Source organism: Cutibacterium equinum (genome assembly GCF_028021195.1).
GTDB lineage: Bacteria > Actinomycetota > Actinomycetes > Propionibacteriales > Propionibacteriaceae > Cutibacterium > Cutibacterium equinum.
In genome coordinates this window covers 1,604,660-1,625,532 of sequence record NZ_CP115668.1, presented here as the reverse complement: position 1 = coordinate 1,625,532, position 20,873 = coordinate 1,604,660, and the positions used below count along the sequence as shown (strand labels likewise).

Genomic DNA, 20,873 nt, shown 5'->3' with positions numbered 1-20,873 from the left:
ACCGCCCCGTTCCCGTGGATTCTGGAGGAGTGCCGATGGCCGAGTTCATCTACACCATGCACAACGTCCGAAAGGCGGTGGGTGACAAGGTCATTCTTGACAATGTCACGCTGTCGTTCTTCCCGGGTGCCAAGATTGGTGTTGTCGGACCCAACGGTGCTGGTAAGTCGACGATGCTCAAGCTGATGGCTGGGCTCGACAAGCCCAACAACGGTGACGCCAACCTTGCCAAGGGAGCCACGGTCGGAATCCTGCTCCAGGAGCCCCCGCTCACCGAGGACAAGACGGTTCGCGAGAACGTCGAGGAGGCCGTCGGCGAGATCAAGGCCAAGCTGGCTCGGTTCGAGGAGGTTTCGGCCGAGATGGCCAACCCCGATGCCGATTTCGACGCCCTCATGGCTGAGATGGGCGAGCTGCAGACCGAGCTCGACAACGCCAACGCGTGGGACATCGACACTCGTCTGGAACAGGCGATGGACGCCTTGCAGTGCCCGCCCGGTGACACTCCGGTCAACGTCCTCTCCGGTGGTGAGCGTCGTCGCGTGGCCTTGTGCAAGCTCCTCATCGAGCAGCCTGATCTGTTGCTTCTCGACGAGCCCACCAACCACCTGGACGCCGAGTCGGTCAACTGGCTCGAGGGTCACCTCAAGTCCTACCCGGGTGCCGTCCTGGCCGTCACCCACGACCGCTACTTCCTTGACCACGTTGCTGAGTGGATCTGTGAGGTCGATCGCGGTCAGCTTCACCCCTACGAGGGCAACTACTCGACCTACCTGGACACCAAGCGCAAGCGTCTCCAGATCGAGGGCAAGAAAGATGCCAAGCGCGCCAAGATCCTCGAGAAGGAGCTGGAATGGGTGCGCTCCTCGCCGAAGGCGCGCCAGGCCAAGAACAAGGCCCGTCTGGCTCGTTACGAGGAGATGGCTGCCGAGGCTGAGCGTAACCGCAAGATCGACACCGCCGAGATCAATATCCCGCCGGGTCCGCGTCTGGGCAATGTTGTGCTGGAGGCCAACAACCTCACCAAGGGATTTGGCGACCGGGTCCTCATCAAGGACCTGTCCTTCACTCTGCCTCGGGCCGGTATTGTCGGCGTCATCGGCCCCAACGGTGTTGGTAAGACGACCTTGTTCAAGACCATCGTCGGGTTGGAGAAGGCCGATTCCGGTTCCCTCAAGGTCGGCGAGACGGTCAGCTTCTCCTACGTCGACCAGAACCGTACCGGCATCGACCCGGAGAAGAACGTCTGGGAAGTCGTCTCCGACGGATTGGACTACATCAAGGTCGCGAACTTCGAGGAGCCCTCGCGCGCCTATGTGGCCAGTTTCGGCTTCAAGGGCCCGGACCAGCAGAAGAAGTCCGGTGTGCTCTCTGGTGGTGAGCGGAACCGGCTGAACCTGGCCCTGACCCTCAAGCAGGGCGGCAACGTGCTGCTGCTCGACGAGCCGACCAACGACCTCGACGTCGAGACCCTCTCGAGCCTCGAGGACGCTCTGCTGGAATTCCCAGGATGTGCAGTGGTCGTCTCTCACGACCGCTGGTTCCTTGACCGTGTCGCCACCCACATCCTGGCTTGGGAAGGTGAGGATGAGGACGGCGTGCCGCGCTGGTTCTGGTTCGAGGGCAACTTCGCTGACTACGAGGAGAACAAGATCGAGCGCCTCGGGCCGGAGGCGGCTCGTCCGCATGCCTCGAAGCATCGCCGGCTCACGCGTGACTGAGTGGTGACGTATCGATGAATGGTCGATGAACTCGCCCTAATGCGCTATTAACGGCGCCGGCCTACTGCTGTAACCATAGTATGGGTCGGCGCCATTTTGTTCCCACCGTCGTCACCGCTTTTGTTTCCGCGGTGTGCCTGGTCGTCACAGGGTGCTCAGCGGGCTCCTTGACGTCCCGAGACCCAAGTACGCCTGAGGCAACGGGGCCGACGGCCCTCAGTATCGTCGCTGGGTCGGAGCAGAAGACGGTCCTCGAAACCATCGTCGGTCCTTGGTGCAAGAACAAGGGATACACCTGTACATGGAAGCTCAAGGGGTCGGTTGATCAGGCCCGTGACCTCCAAGCCGGGCAGATCGAGGCTGACGCCTACTGGTTTGCCTCCTCAGTGTTTTCCCAGCTCGCCAACACCAAGCACGTCCTCAGCGACGTCAAACCGATGTTCCTCACCCCGGTCGTCTATGCCGGGTACAAGCCGGTCATGGACAAGCTTGGCCTCGTCGGGAAGGACGTCACCGCAGCCCAGATCATCGACAGCGTCGAATCCGGCAAGGTGAAGGTGTGGGCCACCAACCCGACCCAGTCGAATTCCGGTGCCACGGTCCTGTTCAGCTTCCTCAACCACTTCGCAGGCAACCCTCCTGGGCAAGCCTTGACGGCGGCTCAGCTCAAGGACCCCAAGGTCGTCGACGACATGAAGAAGTTTTTCAATGCCATGGATCGCACCCCTCCTTCCACCGGCACCATGACCAGTCAGTGCGTCAATGAGCCCAATCTCTGTCAGACGATGTTCACCTATGAGGACCTCGTCATTGAGGAGAATCAGAAGTTGGTCAGGCAGGGGAAGGACCCCCTCTACGTCGCCTATCCGCGCGGCGCGCTGGCGATCTCGGATGCTCCGCTCGGATTCGTCGACCATGGTCAAGCCGATGTCGAGGGGCATCACAAGGTCTTCAACGAGCTGCAGAACTATCTACTCAAGGACGATGACGCACTGAAGAAGTTGGCCGCCATCGGACGACGTCCGGGCAATGGGGTCGGCCTGTCCATGAGCAATGCCGACGCCAAGGTTTTCAATCCTGATTGGGGGATCAAGACCACCCTCAGGGAGCAGGGAGTCACCTTCCCCAGTTCCGAGGTGATCGACCAAGCTCTGGACGATTATCACTCCCTCTACCGCAAGCCGGTGAATACCTACTACTGCCTGGACGGGTCCGGATCGATGGCCAGCAACGGTGGCTGGGATGGCGTCAAGGACGCAGCGAAGGCATTGTTCGATCCCGCCGAAGCCAAGCGCAACAGGTTGCAAACAGCGAACAAGGACGTCACCACAGTCTCGATCTTCAACAGCAACCTTGCTGCCGGGCCATGGACGGTCACCGGAAACGACCCCAGTAAGTTCACTGACCTGCGCGACAAGATTGACGGGTACGACCCTTACGGCGGAACGGACATGTACACCTGCCTCGACCATGCCGTTCAGCAACTGTCGAGGTCCTCGGTGAGCAAGAAGCTGATCGTCGTCATGTCCGACGGCCAATCTGAGGACAAGTCCCGAGCCTCGTCCATCGACGAGCTCAAGAAGGCCCACATCCCCGTCGTGACGATCGCCTTCGGCAAGAGAGCTTCACCCGGGCAGCTCCAAGAGGTCGCGAAGGCCAGCGGTGGTAGCCACGTGAAGAACGAGGACATGGTGTCGGCGTTGCGGGAAGCTGCGGGGTACAAGTGAGTCGACGTCGCGCCCGTACAGTCGCATCTGCGGCCGTCCTGGCTGCGGTCGCCGTGGTCTTCATCGTCATGATGATCATTCTTGACGCAGTCGCGCCGGTTCCACGCCTGGCCATCTCGACCGGCTTGGCCATCGCCACCGCAGTTGGCGTCAGCTTGGTCATGTGGCGTTCCCCCGCTCAAATCACCGACGACTCCTACAACGACGACGCCGAGGACAAGGTGAGGTCGTGTCATCGGATCGTCGACGAGATCACCAGTCAAGGTCGGTCCTTGGACTCGGCGTCCATGAAGTCACTGGTGAGGCAGATCTCCAAGGTTGTTCCGGATCTGTTGGATCGGGTGAAGGAGGCATCGCCATCTGCCTTGTATTCCACGGCCAGCCAACTGGAAGGTCATCTGCGCTCGCTGTCAGGGGTGGTGAACACCTACCGCGACGTCGAGGAACATCCCACCTACTACAAGCAGCCCGACGAGGTGTTGTTGGCCGGAGAGCAGGCGACGCGGCGGTTCCTTGACTTCGCCGTCGATTCGATCCGACTCATCAACCAGGGAGATCTGGCGGAATACCGAGCCAATCTTGAGACTGTCGCCCCGCCGGAAATGCCCGTTCTCGCCATCGAGGAGAAATGATGTCCAAACCACGTTTCATCATTGGGGTCGTTATTCTGCTCCTCGTGTGCGTCGTCGGGGGAGCGTCGTACCTCTATCTGCAACCGGATTCATCCTCGTCTACCGGTGGCGGCAAGGCGAAGACGTCGTCGTCTGAGGTCACCCAGATCAAGTGCGCAGGTGGCTCGGAGAAGACCGAACTCATGGCTGACCCGGAAGTCACCAAGGTGCTTGCCGACAAGTACCACCTCAAACTTGACTTCGTGCCGATGGGCTCCTACTCCCAGGTCCAGATGTCGACCGATGACATCAAGAAGGCCGGATTCAACTGCCTGTGGCCCTCCAGCGCTTCAGCACAGCGGATCTTCGAGGCTGACCATCGCGGCCAATTCTCCGGATATCGTGCCCAGACGGTCCTGCAGTCCCCCGAGGTGGTCTATTCCGGTCCGCAGGCAACGGCCGCGTTGCAGCGCGCCAAGCTCGTCACCAAGGTCGACGATCATCACGAGTTCGACATCAAGACCTTTCTACTCGACCACGCCACGAAGGACACCACGTGGCAGAAGCTCAAGGCCGGAAATCTGGCCGGCCCGGTACGCATCCGCAGCACCGATGCTCGAAGCTCCAACTCTGGGTTCACCATGATGCAGCTCGAACTGACGATCCTGGCCACCAAAGACAACACCTCCTCGCCAACCTTGGCCCAGAGCAAAGCGGTGTTGCCCCAGATGAGGCAGCTGTACGAGACCTCGGGCTTACAGGCAGCCAGCTCCGAGAATGGCTTCGGTCAGTGGCTCACCCAGGGCGGTGAGTACGCGGCCCGCTGTTCGCCGGGTACGAGAACCAGATCATCCAGCTGGCAGCCACCAACTCGAACTCGAAGGAGATCCTCAAGGACGTCACGGTGCTGTACCCCAGCCCGACGATCTACTCAGATCACCCTGGACACCGACGGCCGCAAGCTCATCAACGCCATGCGTGACAATGAGATTCAGACGATCGCGTGGAAGAAGTACGGGTTCCGATCCACGACGAATGCTGGAATCAACACCACGTCAACTATCAAGGACTTGCCCCTCGCCTCACGCGTGCGGACCATTCCCGCCACCAACGCCGACGTGACGTCGGCCCTGTTGGCCTGCCTCACTGACGCCAAGAAGTGTTCCTGAGCACAACCACCACAACAGCACCACCGAAAGGTTGACCATGTCCGAGATGTCGATCGATTTCAATGCCTTGACCGGACCCGAGACCCCTGCCAAGGGGGCGGCCGACTCCACTGTTGGAGAACTCGCCGTCCAAGCCGCGCAGGGGGCTGAGCCGGGTCACACCCTCTCGTGCCTGGCCATGCTCTCTACCGAACAGCAGGAGGCAGCCAGAAAGATGGCTGCGCAGCAGTTCCAGCGCCTGCTGGCCGACACCGATGCGCTGGGGTCCTTCGGCGATCAGGCGCTGTCGGCAGTCAACAGCCAGGTGAATCGGATCTTCCGTGAGGTCGGCCCGGTGCAAATTCCCGAGTTGACCTCGATCATGAACGAGATCAACGACAGGATGCGCGCCTTCCGCCGCAACTATGACCCGAGCCTCAACCGTGAGGTTCGAGAGACATTCGACAAGTTCACCGACGCTATCAAGGGAATCTTCCGACGTGGCCGCGACATCGTCGAGATGCTCTTCGAGGAGGCGCGCTCGGTCGACCAGCAGCTCGACCGCATTGCCGGGCAACTCGCCACCAAGCAGCGTGAACTGCGTCGCAACGTCGTGTTGTGCGACGAGCTCTACCAGGCCAACGAGGCCTCTATCGCCCAACTCGTCGGCGCCATCGCCGTGATGGAGGCCATTCTCGACGAGGCTGCCAAGGCGCAGGCCGCGATCGTCGTCGACCTGTCCGCCCCTGATGGCCGTGCCAAACAGGAGGAGAGGGCTCGCATCACCGAATTCATGACGGCGATGCAGACGCGCATCAACGAGTTCCAGCAGCGTCTGTTCGTGGCATGGTCCACCAGCCCGCAGATTCGCAACATTCGCGCCCTGCACTACGGACTCGGCCAGCGTCTGGCCCTCATGGTCAACCTCACGATCCCGACGATGAAGCTCACCATCGCCCAGTGGGGGTTGCTGCTCGAGGCCCAGCAGGCCACAGGTATGCAGAAGGCCGTCGCCGAGGGGGCCAACGAGGTGTTGTCGGCCTACGCCGCGGCTTCGGGACAGACCGTGGGTGAGATCTCTCGCACGATGCAGACTCCGACCCTGGACCCGCAGACGATCCTCGACGTCGCTGAGTCCCTTGATCAGCAGGCCACCGGTCTACAAGACGCGGTTCGCTACGGCGAGTCGGCTCGCCAGGAGGTCGTCGCTGCGATCCTGGTCGCCCAGTCGAGCATCGCCAAGACCTCCGCCGATCTGGACCAGACAGTCGCCGAGCTCGTCGCCAAGTCCGCGAACACCGTCGAGCTTCCTCCCGCACCACACCTGCCCGAGACGGTCATGGCCCAAGTGCCCAGCGACAAGCAGTCTGAGGTTGCCGCGATCACGGCGTGAAGTTTGCGTGAGGTTAACGTGAGGCCTCGGGGTCAGGTCGGGCCAATGGTGGTCCGACCTGATCTGCCGTGTGGGCCCTGTCGCGTGGTGTCCTCTCGGCGTCGTGCTGTCAGCGTGGTGCCTGCCGTCAGCGTGGTGTCCGCGCTGGCAGATGTGAGGCAAACAACTCTGAGAGGGTGAGAGCTCGACGTCCTGCCAGGTCCGAGATTTGCCGGCGGCAGGAGAACCCATCGGCAAGGATGATGGCCTGTTCCCCGGCTTCGTCAATGGCCGGGAGGAGGTCATGCTGGGCAACCTTCACCGAGAAGTCGTAATGACCGTTCTCGACTCCGAAGTTTCCTGCGTAACCACAGCAACCGCCGACCACCGTGACCCTCGCCCCTGCAGCCTCGAGCAAGCGCTTGTCCGGGCCGAAGCCAAGGATCGACGCGTGATGGCAGTGGGGCTGGGCGACGACGGTGTGGCCAGCCAGGGAAGGCGGGGTCCAGTTCGCTGCCTCCAGCAGCTCAGCTACCGTGCACATGTTCCGGGCGACGCGACCAACGCGTGGATCGTCCGGAAGAAGGCGCAGGGCGTCGTCACGCCAGACGGTTGTGCAGGACGGTTCCAACCCAACAACCGGGACGTTGGCATCGGCCAAAGGAGCCAGCACCGCCACTCCGGCTCGGAGCCGACGACGGGCACCGTTGAGCTGACCAGTGGTGATCCAGCTCAAGCCACAGCAAACGTTGTCGGACAGGACCCTGGGGTGGTAGCCCGCGTCGGCCAGCACCGCGACGACCGCAGAGAGGTCTGAGCCTTCCAACATGTCGGAGAAGGAATCCACCCAGATGACGACGTCCCCCTTGTCTGGCTTGTGGCGCGTCAGCGAGGGTGATGCCGACGAGGGAGTTTCGGTAGCAGACGAGGCCGGAGTTTCCTGATCCGCCACGATGCGCTGTGCTGATGTTGCGTTCCCGCTGGCCAATCGTGCCGAGGCCTGGAACCGGGGAATTGGACGGCGTTGGTCGATGCCGGCCGTCCACCGGGCGAGACGAGCGAAAACCGGGACCGACAGCACTGTGTTGGCCAGGGCAGGCGCTCCCGGGATGTGGTTGATCAGGCGCTCCCAGAGGGGAAGCAGGCCCATGGTCACGTGAGAGCGGGGACGAAGCCGGTGCCGGTACTTTTCGTTGAGCACCGTGCTGCGGTAGCTGGCCATGTCGATTCCGGTAGGGCAGTCACGAGCGCACCCCTTGCATGCCATGCACAGGTCGAGGGCCCGTTCCACCTCGGGGGAGTCCCAACCGCCAATGAGAGTGCCATTGACCATCTCCTTGAGCACGCTGGCCCGGCCCCGGGTGGAGTCCACCTCGAGCCCGGAAGCCTGATACGAGGGGCACATCAGCCCGCCCGAGGCGGTGTGGGCGATGCATTTGCCGACCCCGGTGCAGCGATGGACTTCTCTGGCGAAGTCGGGATGGGAGATGGTGATCGCGGAAAGAGCCGACTCGTGGGTTCGGATACTGGCCTCGAGCGGGGCAGGGTTGACGAGAATCCCCGGGTTGAACATGTTGTCCGGGTCGAGGATGGCCTTGACCTTGCCGAAGAGATCCACAGCCTCGCGGGAGTACATCGTCTCCAGCAAGGCCGAGCGTGCCCGGCCGTCACCGTGCTCTCCGGAGACCGAGCCGCCATGCTGGGCGACCAGGTGTGCCGCCTCGGTGATGAAGGAGCGGTAACGCTGGGGGCCGTCGGGCTGATCGAGGGGGAAGTCGATGCGACAGTGCAGGCACCCTTCGCCGAAGTGGCCGTAAGGCAGACCGTGAAGGCCGTGGTCCTCCAGTAAGGACTCGAAGTCTCGGAGGTAGGCGCCAAGGTCGGCGGCGGGAACGGCCGAATCCTCCCATCCTGCCCAGGCCGGCTTGTCGAGGCTGACACCGGCCAATCCTGCACCGTCAGCACGGATCTTCCACAGGGCTGAGGCCTGACCTGGATCGCAGACCACCCAGCCATCGAGGCATCCGCTGGCAGAGACCATGTCCTTGGCCCGAGACGCCACCTCAGCTTCGTCATCGCCGCGAAGCTCCACGAACATCCAGCCGTCGCCACGTGGAAGGTCAGGGACTGGTCGTCCTGCCCGGGCGACCACGTCGACGATCCGTCTCCCAAATCCTTCGCACGCGACGGGGGAGAAGGGCAGCAAAGCCGTGACGGCGTCGGCGGCCTCGGGCATCGATGGGTAGCCCAGCGCCACCGTGACTCCGTAGGGAGCCTCGCGGACGAGCCGGACCGTCGCCCTCGTGACGATGCCGAGGGTGGCCTCACTGCCGGCGATGAAGGAGGGAAGGTTGCGACCACGTTCGGGCAGAAGCCATTCCATGGAATAGCCGGAAACTTGGCGGGAGAAGGTCGCGAATTCGGTTCGGATGGTTCCAAGGTTCGCGTCTGCCAGATCGGCGAGGCGTTGCGCGAAGGCGGGGGTGAGATCACCTGGGCGCAGGGACGTTATGCGTCCGTCAGCAGTGAGCAGGTCGAGGTCGACGATGTTGTCTCCGGTACGTCCGTACCCCAAAGCCCGCGGTCCGCAAGCGTTGTTCCCGATCATCCCGCCGATGGTGCAGCGAGTCGACGTGGAGGGGTCTGGACCAAACCGCAGGTGATGGGGAGCCCCGGCCTGCTGGAGGCAGTTCTGGACCACACCCGGCTCGACGACGGCGGTAGCTGATTCTGGATCGAGGGAAAGGATGCGGTCGAGGTGCTTCGAGGTGTCGATGATGAGGCCGGTTCCCACGGCATTGCCAGCACATGTCGTGCCGGCGCCACGGGTCGTGAGGGGTAGGCCGACGTGACAGGCGGCCGTCACCAAGGCACACAGCTCATCAGTACTTCGCGGATGGGCGACCGCGGTAGGGACGACGCGGTAAATCGAAGCATCAGAGGAATACAAGGCGCGACCCAGCCGGGAATCGTCCAGGGTGTCCACAGCAGATGCGTCCAAGCCCCTCAGGGTTGAGCGAAAGTCCTGGAGAATGTCCGTGGTGGCCGTCATGGGCTCAGTCTGACACGGAAAGCACAGCGTTCATGGCCCGTCCCAAGGCCGCGAAATCCGTCGGGTCGATGGGATCGACGAAAATATGACGGACGGCACGGACATGGTCGGGGGCGGCCTGTCGCAGCAGGTCCATCCCCTCAGAGCTCAGACTCGCCACCACTCCGCGGCGATCCCGCACAGCAGGCTCACGCACGACGAGTCCGCGAGCCTCGAGTCTTTCGATGGCGTGAGTCAGCCGCGACCGAGACTGATGCACCTCGGTGGCAAGCACAGACATCCGGACCGCGTGATCGGGGGCCTCCGAAAGACTGACAAGGATCTCGTACTCGCACAACTCGAGACCATGCTGCCGCAAATCCTGCGACAGATGCGCAGTGATACGAGCTGCCCCGAGGAGCCAGGCTCGCCAGACCCGTTGCTGCTCGATGCTCAGCCAGGGGGCAGCTGCTGACCGCTCGACCTGCGGCCCGACATCGTCAAAAGACGTCGCTGATGGCGTGTTCGAGGCATCGTCATCATCGCTGCGCCCGGAACCACCCTGTGACATGATCAACATCCTACCTGCGATGGATGGGATGCTCTTCTGTGCACTCCTGTGGACACCCACCCATGAGTGCCATCAAGAATTGTGGGGACCGGCCAATGCGCCATGCAATAGCGTGGCAGAAGTCATTTTGGTCGATGAGAAGGTGAGCTGATGAGGTGTACCAGCGACGAAGAGTCCCTTGCCCTGCAGCGCAAGCTCATGGCGGCCTCGGCCAAGAACTTCGCGGCGATGCTCGATCGACAGGCAGATGCCCATCCGAACCGCATCGCCTTCCTCACTCCTTCCGGCGCCGACGACGAGACCAACACCTGGCTCCCCATGACCTTTGCCGAATTTCGCCGTCAGGCCCACGAGGTGGCTGCTGGGCTGATGGAAATGGGGCTTCCTCGGGAGGGACGCGTCGCCGTGCTCTCGGGGACGCGCACCGAGTGGATTGTTGCCGACATGGCCATCTCCTGTGCCGGTGGAGCCACAACGACGATCTATCCGAATTCGGGGCCAGAAGAGGCCAGTTTCATCCTGGTGGACTCCGAGTCGTCCATTCTTTTCGTCGATTCCACGGCTCAGGTTGCCAAGATTCAGGGCAGGCCCGAGGTCGATGCGGTCGTCCGACACATCATCAGCTTCGTCGACGATTCCGCGGACACCGGCGTCCGAGATGACCGGTTGACCACCATGGCCGAGATCATTGCGAAGGGACGTCGACGTCTGGCCGCTGAGCCAGACCTCGTGCGTCGCATGATCGACTCCATCGAACCCGACGACCTGTGCACCCTCATCTACACCTCGGGCACCACCGGCACGCCCAAGGGAGTCGAACTGACTCACCGGGCGTGGACGTACATGGGCCAGGCGTGGAAGAGCCTCAACATGTTCCGTGGCGGGGACGTCCACATGTTGTGGTTGCCGTTGTCCCACGCCTTCGGGAAGTGTCTCATCGCCATCTGCGTCGAAATCGGGATCACCCAGGCCGTCGAACCCCGAATTTCACGGCTGGCCCGCAGCCTCGGCGAGGTCAAGCCCCGCGTCATGTGTGGCGTGCCGCGCATCTTCGAGAAGATCCGAGCCGGCGTCATGACGGCATATCCGAGAGGACGAATGGCGAGTCGTGTCTCGCGGTGGGCCTTCGCAACCGGACGTGACGTCCAGCGCTACCGAAACGCTGGCGATCGGGTACCGGTCATGCTTGCGGCCCAGCGGAAGATCGCTGATGCGCTGGTCTTCTCCACCTTGCGTCGCAAGCTTGGTGGCATCGAGTTCATGATCTGCGGCGGTGCCAAACTGTCCGAGCAGGTTCAGCAGTGGTTCTCCTCCGCCGGGATCCCCATCGTCGAAGGATACGGGGCGACCGAGGTCGGGGCAGTCGCGTTCTTCAGTGGACCTGACGCCATTCGACCTGGCACTGTGGGGCCGGTCGCCCCTGGATGCCTCGCGCGGATCGCTGAGGATGGCGAGATCCTCGTCTCCGGACCGATCGTTGCCCGCGGCTACCACAACCTGCCCGGCAAGACGGCCGAGGCCTTCACCGACGGCTGGTTCCACACCGGCGACATTGGCGAACTCGACGAGATGAACTATCTGCGCATCACCGACCGCAAGCGGGACCTGTTCAAGACCTCAGGCGGCAAATACGTCGCCCCCCAGAAGGTCGAGGCCACCCTGATGGCCAACTGCCCGTACCTGTCCAGCGCGGTGGTTCTGGGCGAGGGACACAAGTACGTCGTGGCCCTCCTCACCCTTGACGAGGGTGCTCTCATGAAGTGGGGACGTCGCCGCGGACGCCCTGACGCCAGTTACGCCGAGCTCGCGGCAGACCCTGACGTGCGTCGCAGCATCCAAAGGTATGTCGATCGCGCAAACTCCCGACTTGAGCGCTGGGAGACCGTCAAGAAGTTCGCGATTCTCGACCACGAGTTGACTGAGGACTCTCACTCGGTGACGACCAGCCTCAAGGTTCGGCGCGACGTCGTGGCTAAGAGGTACTCCGCCGTCATTGATGAGATGTTCGCCGACGAGAATGATCAACCGAGTGTGGCCAAGGGCGGCGACGCGTCGTGACCGGAGCCGTTGTCGTCGACATTCCGCTGCGATGGTCCGACATGGATGCGCAGGGACACGTCAACAACGTTCGCATCAGCGAGCTCGTTCAGGAATCCCGACACCAAGCGTTCTACACCAGCGGTGCCCAGGAAATGCTCGACACCGGGATCGTCGTCGTCACTCAGGACGTCGAGTTCTTGGCGCCGTTCGCCGTGGACAAGAGCCCGCTGCGAGTCGAGGTTGGTTGCTCCCAGCTCGGCGCCTCGCGAACCGTCCTGGATTACCGCGCCTGGCATCACGACCTGGAGGTCGCCCGGGCACGCGGAACCATCTGCCCTTTTGACTTCGACACGGGACGACCCCGTCGGCTCACCGACGGAGAACGCAGTGCCTTCCAGGCCATGAAGGTCGAACAGACCCCGTGGAAGCCGATCACGATCGTCGATGTGTGCGGGGTCGGTGACATCGTCGAGGTGCCTATCCGGTGGTCTGATGTTGACCGGCAGGGCCACGTCAACAACGTCAGCATGGCTGGTTACCTGCAGGAGGCCAGGATTCTCGCGACGACGTCGTGGTCACCGGGGATGAGGCGAGCCGGTGACCACCTGTGGGTCGTCGTGCGCCAAGACATCCGCTATCGACGCCAGATCTTGCCGTCCCAGCGGTCCTGCACGGTGCACACCGCGCTCACCCGGCTGGGGACTTCGTCGATGACCCTCGCTGGGTCTATTGCCACAGACGAGGGTTCGGCCCTCGACGCCGCAACGGTGCTCGTCTGCGTCGATCCGGAGACCGGAGCCTCTGTTCCCATCGACGACCGGACCAGAGATGCGTTGACAGCCCACCTCATCACGGTGTGATCGGCGATCAAACTCGTAGCCACACGGCCTGGTCACGGCCGACGCAGGCACGCCCGTCGTGGGTCTCCAGGTAGGTTGAGGCGACGATGATCTTGTCTGGCTCCACCACCACAGGGTCATCCCCGAAATTCACGACGCAACGGAAGCCAGGCTCGCGGGAGAAATCGAGGACATCCTCGCTGGACGCGTCCCACGTCATCGTCCCGGTGCCCAGAGCAGGGTTACTTCGACGCTCGGCCAGCAGAGCACGGTAGAGGGTCAGGAAGGACGACGGATCATCCTGTTCTGCCTCGACGGTCCAGTCAGCCCAGGTGTGGGGCATCGGAAGCCAGGTGTCGCTGGTCGACGACCATCCGTAGGGGGGCTCGGAACCGCGCCACGGGATCGGGACGCGGCAGCCGTCACGTCCGCGGTCAGTGTGACCAGAACGCTCCCATGTGGGATCCTGCAGGACGTCGTCGGGAAGATCTTCCACCTCGGGCAGGCCGAGCTCCTCACCCTGGTAGATGTAGGCGCAGCCGGGAAGGGCAAGTTCGAGCATGACGGCCGCACGGGCGCGACGCCGTCCCAGGGCGACGTCGGTCGGTGTGCCGTGGAATGTGACATGGCCAGCAGCGGGATCCGAGAAGTCCAGACCTGAGATCTCTTTTCCATAGCGGGAGACAGGGCGGAAGTTGTCGTGGTTGCCCAGCACCCACGTGGCACTTGCGCCCACCGACTCGTGGGCTGCCAAAGAATCGGTGATCGTGGTGCGCAGTGAACGGGCCGACCACGCCGAGAGGAGGAACTCGAAGTTGAACGAGGTGTGCAGCCGGTCCGATTCGAGGTACCGCACGAGACGATCATGGGGCAGATAGGCCTCGGCGACGAACATTCGCGGACCCTCAGGGGAGTTGGCGTATTCGTCGGCGATGGCCCGCCAGCGGCGCTGAATGGACGCCAGCCCAGGCTGGTCCCACATCGGGCTGTCCGCGACGAGTTCGCCGACCTGCGCATTTTCGGGAAGGTCAGGCAGGCCGGATTCCTTGACCATCGAATTGGCGACATCGATGCGGAAACCATCGACACCACGGTCGAACCAGAACCTCAGTACGCGGTCAAACTCCGCGACGACTTCGGGGTTCTCCCAGTTCCAGTCGGGTTGGGAGATGTCGAACAAGTGCAGGTACCACTGACCAGGGGTGCCGTCGGGCTCGATGACGCGTTGCCATGCGCTACCTCCGAACACCGATGGCCAGTTGTTGGGAGGAAACTCACCGTGGCTGCCGCGGCCATCCCGAAAGATGTAGCGGTCGCGTTCAGGTGAACCGGGGGGCGCGGCGAGAGCGTCCTTGAACCACGGGTGCTCCTGGGACGAGTGGTTCGGGACGAGATCGACGATGACGCGCAGACCCAGTTCGTGGGCCCGTGCCACGAGCGCGTCGGCGTCGTCAAGAGTGCCGAAGTCGGGGTTGATGTCGCAGTAGTTGCTGACGTCGTAGCCCCCGTCGGCCAACGGGGAGGGATACCACGGTGAGATCCAGAGGGCATCGACGCCCAGCGCGACGAGATGGTCAAGGTGTGCGATGATGCCGCAGATGTCGCCGGTGCCATCCCCGTTCGAGTCGGCGAAACTGCGCGGATACACCTGGTAGACAACGGCAGAGGTCCACCATTCGTGGGGCGTGGGGACAGCGGTCATGGGAGTCCTTGAAACGTTGCGGGGGTTGTCATGGGAAGTTCGAGCCACGGCGACGACACGGGATGGTTGCCGCCGTGGAGCTGCTGGAAGGTCAGGCCTCGAAGATCAGTCGGCGCGAACCTCGCGACCGTCGCCGGACCAGTTGACATGCCAGGAACCCTCGTCGTCGACACGGCGGTAGGTGTGCGCGCCGAAGAGGTCCCGCAGGCCCTGGGTGAGAGCAGCGTTGAGCCGTGGGGCGCGCACCTGGTCGTAGTAGCCCAAGGCTGAGGAGAATCCCGGGACGGGGACTCCGGCCTCGACTGCCCGGGCGACGACGCGACGCCAGCCCTGCTGGCAGCGAGCGAGCTCAGCCTTGACCGAAGGTGCCTCCAGAAGACTGGTGAGGTCTCCGGCGGCGTATTCGTCCTTGATGCGCTGGAGGAGGCGGGCTCGGATGATGCAGCCATCGCGCCAGATGGAGGCCACCTGGCCCATGTCGACCTGCCAGTTGTACTCGGCTGCCGCGGTGCGGATCTCGTCGAGCCCCTGGGCGTAAGCGATGACCTTGGCCGACCACAACGCGTCACGAACGTCGTCAATGAAGGCCTGACGGTCATCGACCGAGATGGCGCGGTCCGGCCCCTCGAGGGCTTGCTGGCCGGCCTCGCGCAGTGGCAGGGAGCTGGAGACCGAGCGGGCGAAGACAGCCTCACCGATGGTGGAAACGTCAACTCCGAGCTCAAGAGCCGTCTGGACGGTCCAGGTGCCCGTTCCCTTCATCCCTGCCTCGTCGCGAATGACGTCGAGGAGGTCAGTGGCGGGATTGCGAGGATCCTTCGCTCGCAGCACCCGGGAGGTGATATCGACCAGGTAGGAGTCGAGATCACCATGGTTCCACGACTCGAAGACGTCGGCGGCCTCAGCGTTCGTCAGACCGGCGGCGCGCAACAGGGCGTGGGCTTCTCCGATGAACTGCATGTCGGCGTACTCGATACCGTTGTGAACCATCTTGACGAAGTGTCCAGCACCGTCGGTGCCCATCCACGCACAGCACGGCTCCCCATCGACGTGTGCCGAGATCTTCTCCAGGATCGGGCCGATGGCCGCATACGATTCCTTGGAGCCACCTGGCATGATCGACGGCCCTTCCAATGCGCCGACCTCGCCACCAGAAATGCCGGTACCGACGTAGTGGATGCCGGTCGGGCGGGTCTCTTCCTCACGACGTCGGGTATCGCCGAAGTAGGCGTTGCCGCCGTCGACGAGAACGTCACCGGGCTGCAGCAGGGGAATGATCTCCTTGATGACGGCATCCGTGCCGCGACCGGCCTTGACCATCATGACGATGCGGCGCGGGCGCTCGAGACTTGCCACGAAGTCACCCAGATCGTGGAATGGCAGGAAAATACCCTCGGTGCCGTGCTCGGCCATGACCTCGTCGGTGCGTGATGCCGTGCGGTTGTAAATGGCGACCCGGAAGCCCTTGTGGGCCATGCCGCGAGCCAAGTTGGACCCCATCACGGCCATCCCGATGACGCCAACCTCGGCCGTCTGCGGTGCAGTGTCACTCATGCGATTCCTCCTAGATGTCTCACCTCCATCTTTCCAGGCATTTCCATGCGATGCAGGTAAGGGGAAGTGGAGATGCTGTGAGGTCACGGTGATTGAGGAGGTTTTCGCAGCGCAACCCTGCGGTGTTTCCGGGATCGCCACATCAGGCCGAGCCGAACCCAGGGCTGATGACACCATGCGTCCAGAGACACAGCGGCGGTGGGCACTGTGACGAAGGCCCGCTGATGCTCGTCGGGGAGATTCGATGAAGGTGGCGGGGCAAGGATCAGGCTGGAGCCAGACCAAACATGATCCGCAAAAGCTCCTGGTCTGACATCATGAACTTGGGTCGATGCCGCTTGTGGATCCGCTGAGACAGCCACTCCAGCACGAATCGCGGCCGTTGCCGCAGCATCGTTGGAGTGATGTGCAGCATCCGCCAGCCATGGCGGTCCAAACTCGCCGAGCGAAGCATGGTCGCTTCGTAACCTTGGGGTGTGCCGTGCACGCAGCGGCCGTCGACCTCGACCCCGACCCTTTCGGCATCGAATGCTTGGTCAAGGGTGAACACCCCTTCGGCTGTGCTGACCTTCCTGTTGGCGTGCCACCCGGTGAACCCGACCGCGCGGAGCGCCCGGGACAACCACAGCTCCGGTACTGACCACGGGTTGAAGGAAATGTCGGCCAACGCCGCTGAGATGCGATGGCGGTCAAACTTCCAAGACAGGCAGGAACGAGCTACCCGACAGGAACGCGGGGTGACGAGCTTTTGCCGTAGCGCTTCACAGACCCACTCCCACTCTCCTCTGACAGCCAGGAGGAGGACGGATGCCTCGGGAATCGCCATGGGGACATCGCGATACTGGGTGACGTACCGGCGCGGAACTCGCCATCGGTGTACACGAATTCCCTCTCGCACGAGGCCTCGAGTCCGAGAAAACGCCTCCACCTCGTGGACTACGCTGAAATCTCTCGTCCTGCTCCCCGGCGGTATCATTCCCTGCGCGACGAGGGCCGCCTTGCCGATGATGACCGCGTCGCGGTGCCACATGTGTATCGCCTGCATCTTGACCCGGGGATCGTCAGACCGACCAGCATCCGCGACGATCCCGGGTAGCAGACGTGTGGCGCGTCCGGCTTTCACAGCGCGGTCAGCTTGCCCGCGAGTCCGGCTGAAGCGATGGATCCGCACGACACCGCCGTTGTCTCTCATATCAAGTTCAAGTTCATTCACGTCAACAGTTATCGTCGTGACACCATGGAATCCGTCAGCCAATTTCGGATCTGTGGACAACGTCGAGAGCATCGCCGAGCAGGCTGTGGATAACCTCACGGAAGACAGACCTGTAATCCGAGCGGACGGTAAGTCACGGCATCGCCACTGAGGATGTCCATCCCCCACGACGGTCAGAGGGATCACGGGGCCGGGTCGTTCTCACTTCGTGTGGTAACCAAGGAAACAAGATTCCTCCACGGCTCCAGAGCGGTCGAAGAGCGTCCGTATGTCCGTGTCTGCCACCCCAAGTTCCCGTGAAGCCTGTCAAGCTCGATCCACAAAGGGCGTCAAGAGGCTACGCTGAGGCCATGATCGATGCGCTGGCCCTCGTGCCCATGAAAACCCTGCCCGGCTGGCCCGAAGCCGACTACAGCTCTGTGCACCTGCTCATGCTGTGTGTCGTGTGGCCGATCGCCACGGCTGTCCTGTTCATCCTTGTCGGCTGGGGAATCCATTTTGCGAAGAGTCACGCCAGCAAGGATTCCGACTGATCCTCGTCGCACAGCGTAAACCCTGATCGCCAAGACGACAGTGGCCCCGAACCACACGGTTCGGGGCCACAATCATGTCTCAGGGGTCAGCGACGACTGGCCTCTTGACAACGCAGGGCGCGGCGAGCATTGTCGGCGCGCTCCCAGAGAACGCGTCGCACAGTGCTGCCCGGATTGTTCTGCGACATCCAGGCATCCAGCGCGTCGAGCCAAGCTGCGTCGATGACCTCGGTGCTCGGGAAGAGCCACACGAGGGCGTTCTGAACCTGGGCGTGACCGGCCTTGGCCCACTGACCCTCGCGGGAGTCGATGGACGAGCACAGCTCAAGGTAGGGCTCGACGTATTGGGACAGCACGTCGGCCTGATCAGGCTGAATGAACTGGCTGACGAGCTGACGGTAGGTCTCGTTGGGCACCGAATCATCGGTGGTGGCGCGCTGCCAAGCAGCCTGCTTCGCCTCAGCTGTCGGCATCGCTGCGCGAGCACCGGTTGCCTGCTCGGATCCGGAGATGGTGTTGTCACGCTGCAGTTCGGCAGTGATCTCCGGCTCGCCGACTCGCCCCAGACCGGCCAGTGCAATGAGGAGACGCCAACGCATTCCCTGATCGATGTCGAGGCCATCAGGCACCTCCTCCCCGTTGAGCCACCCCGTGAGGAGATCGGCGGCATCCTTTGTGGCCGCAGCAGCCAGACCGTTGGCATAGGCAACTTGGTGGTCCGAACCGGGCTCGGCGTCACGAAGGCCACTCGCCAAGATCGCGGTGAGACGATCACGGACACCCTGACGGGCCTCGGGTGCGGTGTAGGAGATCGCGGCGGTGGTGGCCTGGCGAATGAGGGAGGTGACGGCCGTCAGGTCGGCCTCGGTGGGAAGCCCCTTGCCCACCAGGGTGACGTAGTCCTGGGCCTTCATCTCGGCGTCGCGGCACATGTCCCAAGCCGAGCTCCAGCACAGCGCGCGGGCCAACGGATCGGACAGGCCGCCGATGTGCTCGATGAGAGTGGCCATCGAGTGATCGTCGAGGCGAACCTTCGCGTAGGTCAGGTCACCGTCATTGAGCAGGACCAGATCACCGCGGGAATGACCGACAAGGGCGGCAATCGGGGTGCGCTCGCCATGAATGTCAACGTCGAGGCGTTCGGTTCGCTCGAGCTTGCCGTCGGTCAGCGTGTAGATCCCGATGCCCAGACGATGAGTCCTCAGGGTCGGGTACGTGTCGATGGCCGTCTGGACGATGTCGAAACGGGTGAAGTTTCCGTTCTCGTCGACGTCGTAATCCGGACGGACGGTGTTGACCCCAGGGGTGCTCAGCCACTGCTCGGTGAAGGACGATAGATCGCGTCCCGACGCCACCTGGAGCTGATGGAGGAGATCCTTGAGCTCGGTGTTTGAGAAGGCGTTCTGGGCGAAGTACGCGCGCACGCCGGCCAAGAACTCGGCCTCCCCGACGAACGCCACCAGCTGCTTGAGGGTCGAGGCGCCCTTGGCGTAGGTGATGCCGTCGAAGTTCTGCTCGACGGTGTCGAGGTCGACCATGTCAGCGGCGATCGGGTGAGTGGTCGGCAGCTGATCCTGGGTGTAACCCCACGTCTTGCGCTGGTTGGCGAAGGATACCCACGGGTCAATGCCGCCGTGAGTCTCGACGATCTTCTCCTGGCAGTGATGCGATGCCCACTCGGCGAAGGACTCGTTGAGCCACAGGTCGTCCCACCACTTCATGGTCACGAGATCGCCAAACCACATGTGAGCCAGCTCGTGAAGAATGGTGTTGTCGCGGCCCTCATAGGCCGCCGCGGTGACCCGGGAGCGGAACAGTAGGTCGTCACGGTGAGTGACGCAGGCAGCGTTCTCCATGGCTCCGGCGTTGAATTCCGGCACGAAGGACTGGGTGTACTTGCCGAATGGGTACGGGTAGCCGAATTCGGATTCGTAAACGTCAAATCCACGCTGGGTGGTGGTGCGGATCCGGTCGGCGTCGAGGTATTCCTTCATCGACTGACGGCACAGGATATCGGCGTCCATGTCGCCAGACAATGCGTGAATGGTTCCGTGGTCAACGTGGTATTCTCCGGCAACAAGGGCCGTCAGATATGTCGAAATGGGAAGAGTGGGTTCAAAGGACCACCGCGACATCCCCTCCCACGGGCCTTCTGTGGGGTCTGGGGTGGGCGAGTTCGACACGACCGTCCAGCCAGTCGGGGCGATGACCTGCAGCTCGAATGTCATCTTTTGATCAGGCTGCTCGAAATTGGCGTACATGCGCCTGGCATCGGCAATCTCAAACTGAGTGTAGAGATAAACTTTGCCGTCGGCTGGGTCAACGAAACGGTGCAGTCCTTCACCTGAATGGGAGTAGCGGCACAGTGCCGTGACCGTGATCTTGTGAATCCCCGATTCCGTGGTGAACGGGAAACGATTGTTCGAGAATGCGGCCGGGTCTAGCGGGGTGCCGTCGAGATCTGCGGCATAGACACCGTCAGCGATGAGGTCGAGATGGCTCGGCCCGCCGGCCGACGAAAACTCGATGGTCGACGAGGAGACGAAGGTTTCGGTCGGCTCGGCGAGCGGATCGCCGTTCGGGTCACGTCCAGAAAGATCGACGAGCACCTTGGAGCTGTGCGCCGCGATGACCTGGGAGCGCTGCTGCGCCTCCTCACGAGTGATGTTGACCGAACTCATCATGCCTCCGTGGAACATGCGTTAGTTGAGGGCATACAAATCTACCCAACGATTTGCACGAAATTCTATTGGTTCTTGCCTTTCGCTGTCTCGTCAAGTGAGAAGGGTAGGTGGTGCCATTACTGCGCCC

At 62.7% G+C, this 20,873-nt stretch carries 14 protein-coding genes; 8 read left to right on the top strand and 6 right to left on the bottom strand.

Features of this window, described 5'->3' with window-relative positions:
- Window positions 1–35 precede the first annotated feature (35 nt).
- The 5 genes from ettA to O6R08_RS07365 all read left to right on the top strand — a co-directional run bounded on the left by ettA (window position 36) and on the right by O6R08_RS07365 (window position 6,600).
- Window positions 36–1,721, top strand: a complete 1,686-nt coding sequence (ettA, locus tag O6R08_RS07385; protein ID WP_271417556.1) for an energy-dependent translational throttle protein EttA — start codon at window positions 36–38, stop codon at window positions 1,719–1,721.
- 167 nt (window positions 1,722–1,888) lie between these two features.
- A complete protein-coding gene (locus O6R08_RS07380; protein WP_271417555.1) occupies window positions 1,889–3,448 on the top strand; it encodes a vWA domain-containing protein in 1,560 nt (519 codons plus the stop codon).
- Complete coding sequence (locus tag O6R08_RS07375; RefSeq protein WP_271417554.1) at window positions 3,445–4,080, top strand: hypothetical protein; 636 nt, start codon at window positions 3,445–3,447, stop codon at window positions 4,078–4,080. The genes O6R08_RS07380 and O6R08_RS07375 overlap by 4 nt, the downstream gene beginning before the upstream one ends.
- Window positions 4,080–5,228, top strand: coding sequence for a hypothetical protein (locus tag O6R08_RS07370; protein ID WP_271417553.1), 1,149 nt, complete (start codon window positions 4,080–4,082; stop codon window positions 5,226–5,228). The genes O6R08_RS07375 and O6R08_RS07370 overlap by 1 nt, the downstream gene beginning before the upstream one ends.
- Window positions 5,229–5,274: 46 nt before the next feature.
- Window positions 5,275–6,600 (top strand): toxic anion resistance protein, encoded by a 1,326-nt coding sequence (locus O6R08_RS07365; RefSeq protein ID WP_271417552.1) that lies wholly within the window; start codon window positions 5,275–5,277, stop codon window positions 6,598–6,600.
- A gap of 127 nt (window positions 6,601–6,727) precedes the next feature.
- On the opposite strand, the gene O6R08_RS07360 is transcribed toward O6R08_RS07365, so the two are convergent.
- On the bottom strand, window positions 6,728–9,631 hold the full coding sequence (locus tag O6R08_RS07360) for an FAD-binding and (Fe-S)-binding domain-containing protein (RefSeq protein WP_271417551.1): 2,904 nt from the start codon (window positions 9,629–9,631) through the stop codon (window positions 6,728–6,730).
- Window positions 9,632–9,635: 4 nt separating this feature from the next.
- The gene (locus O6R08_RS07355) at window positions 9,636–10,190 is read right to left on the bottom strand and encodes a MarR family winged helix-turn-helix transcriptional regulator (RefSeq protein ID WP_271417550.1); all 555 of its coding nucleotides are present in this window, start codon (window positions 10,188–10,190) and stop codon (window positions 9,636–9,638) included.
- Window positions 10,191–10,331: 141 nt separating this feature from the next.
- Between O6R08_RS07355 and O6R08_RS07350 the strand changes: the two genes are divergently transcribed.
- On the top strand, window positions 10,332–12,239 hold the full coding sequence (locus tag O6R08_RS07350; protein ID WP_271417549.1) for an AMP-dependent synthetase/ligase: 1,908 nt from the start codon (window positions 10,332–10,334) through the stop codon (window positions 12,237–12,239).
- Window positions 12,236–13,081, top strand: a complete 846-nt coding sequence (locus tag O6R08_RS07345; RefSeq protein WP_271417548.1) for an acyl-CoA thioesterase — start codon at window positions 12,236–12,238, stop codon at window positions 13,079–13,081. Before O6R08_RS07350 ends, O6R08_RS07345 begins: the two co-directional genes overlap by 4 nt.
- Before the next feature lie 7 nt (window positions 13,082–13,088).
- Here O6R08_RS07345 and O6R08_RS07340 read toward each other — a convergent pair whose 3' ends face one another.
- The 3 genes from O6R08_RS07340 to O6R08_RS07330 all read right to left on the bottom strand — a co-directional run bounded on the left by O6R08_RS07340 (window position 13,089) and on the right by O6R08_RS07330 (window position 17,508).
- Window positions 13,089–14,762 carry a glycoside hydrolase family 13 protein gene (locus O6R08_RS07340; protein WP_271417547.1) on the bottom strand — a complete coding sequence of 558 codons (1,674 nt, stop codon included), beginning with the start codon at window positions 14,760–14,762 and terminating at the stop codon, window positions 13,089–13,091.
- A gap of 105 nt (window positions 14,763–14,867) precedes the next feature.
- Window positions 14,868–16,316, bottom strand: a complete 1,449-nt coding sequence (gene gndA, locus O6R08_RS07335; protein WP_271417546.1) for an NADP-dependent phosphogluconate dehydrogenase — start codon at window positions 16,314–16,316, stop codon at window positions 14,868–14,870.
- Window positions 16,317–16,581: 265 nt separating this feature from the next.
- Window positions 16,582–17,508, bottom strand: a complete 927-nt coding sequence (locus tag O6R08_RS07330; protein WP_271419308.1) for an endonuclease domain-containing protein — start codon at window positions 17,506–17,508, stop codon at window positions 16,582–16,584.
- 371 nt (window positions 17,509–17,879) lie between these two features.
- Here O6R08_RS07330 and O6R08_RS07325 point away from each other — a divergent pair, with 371 nt between their 5' ends.
- On the top strand, window positions 17,880–18,062 hold the full coding sequence (locus O6R08_RS07325; RefSeq protein ID WP_271417545.1) for a hypothetical protein: 183 nt from the start codon (window positions 17,880–17,882) through the stop codon (window positions 18,060–18,062).
- An 86-nt stretch (window positions 18,063–18,148) separates the two neighbouring features.
- Here the strand turns inward: O6R08_RS07325 and pepN are convergent, their stop codons facing one another.
- Window positions 18,149–20,761, bottom strand: a complete 2,613-nt coding sequence (gene pepN, locus O6R08_RS07320) for an aminopeptidase N (protein ID WP_271417544.1) — start codon at window positions 20,759–20,761, stop codon at window positions 18,149–18,151.
- Window positions 20,762–20,873: the final 112 nt, after the last annotated feature.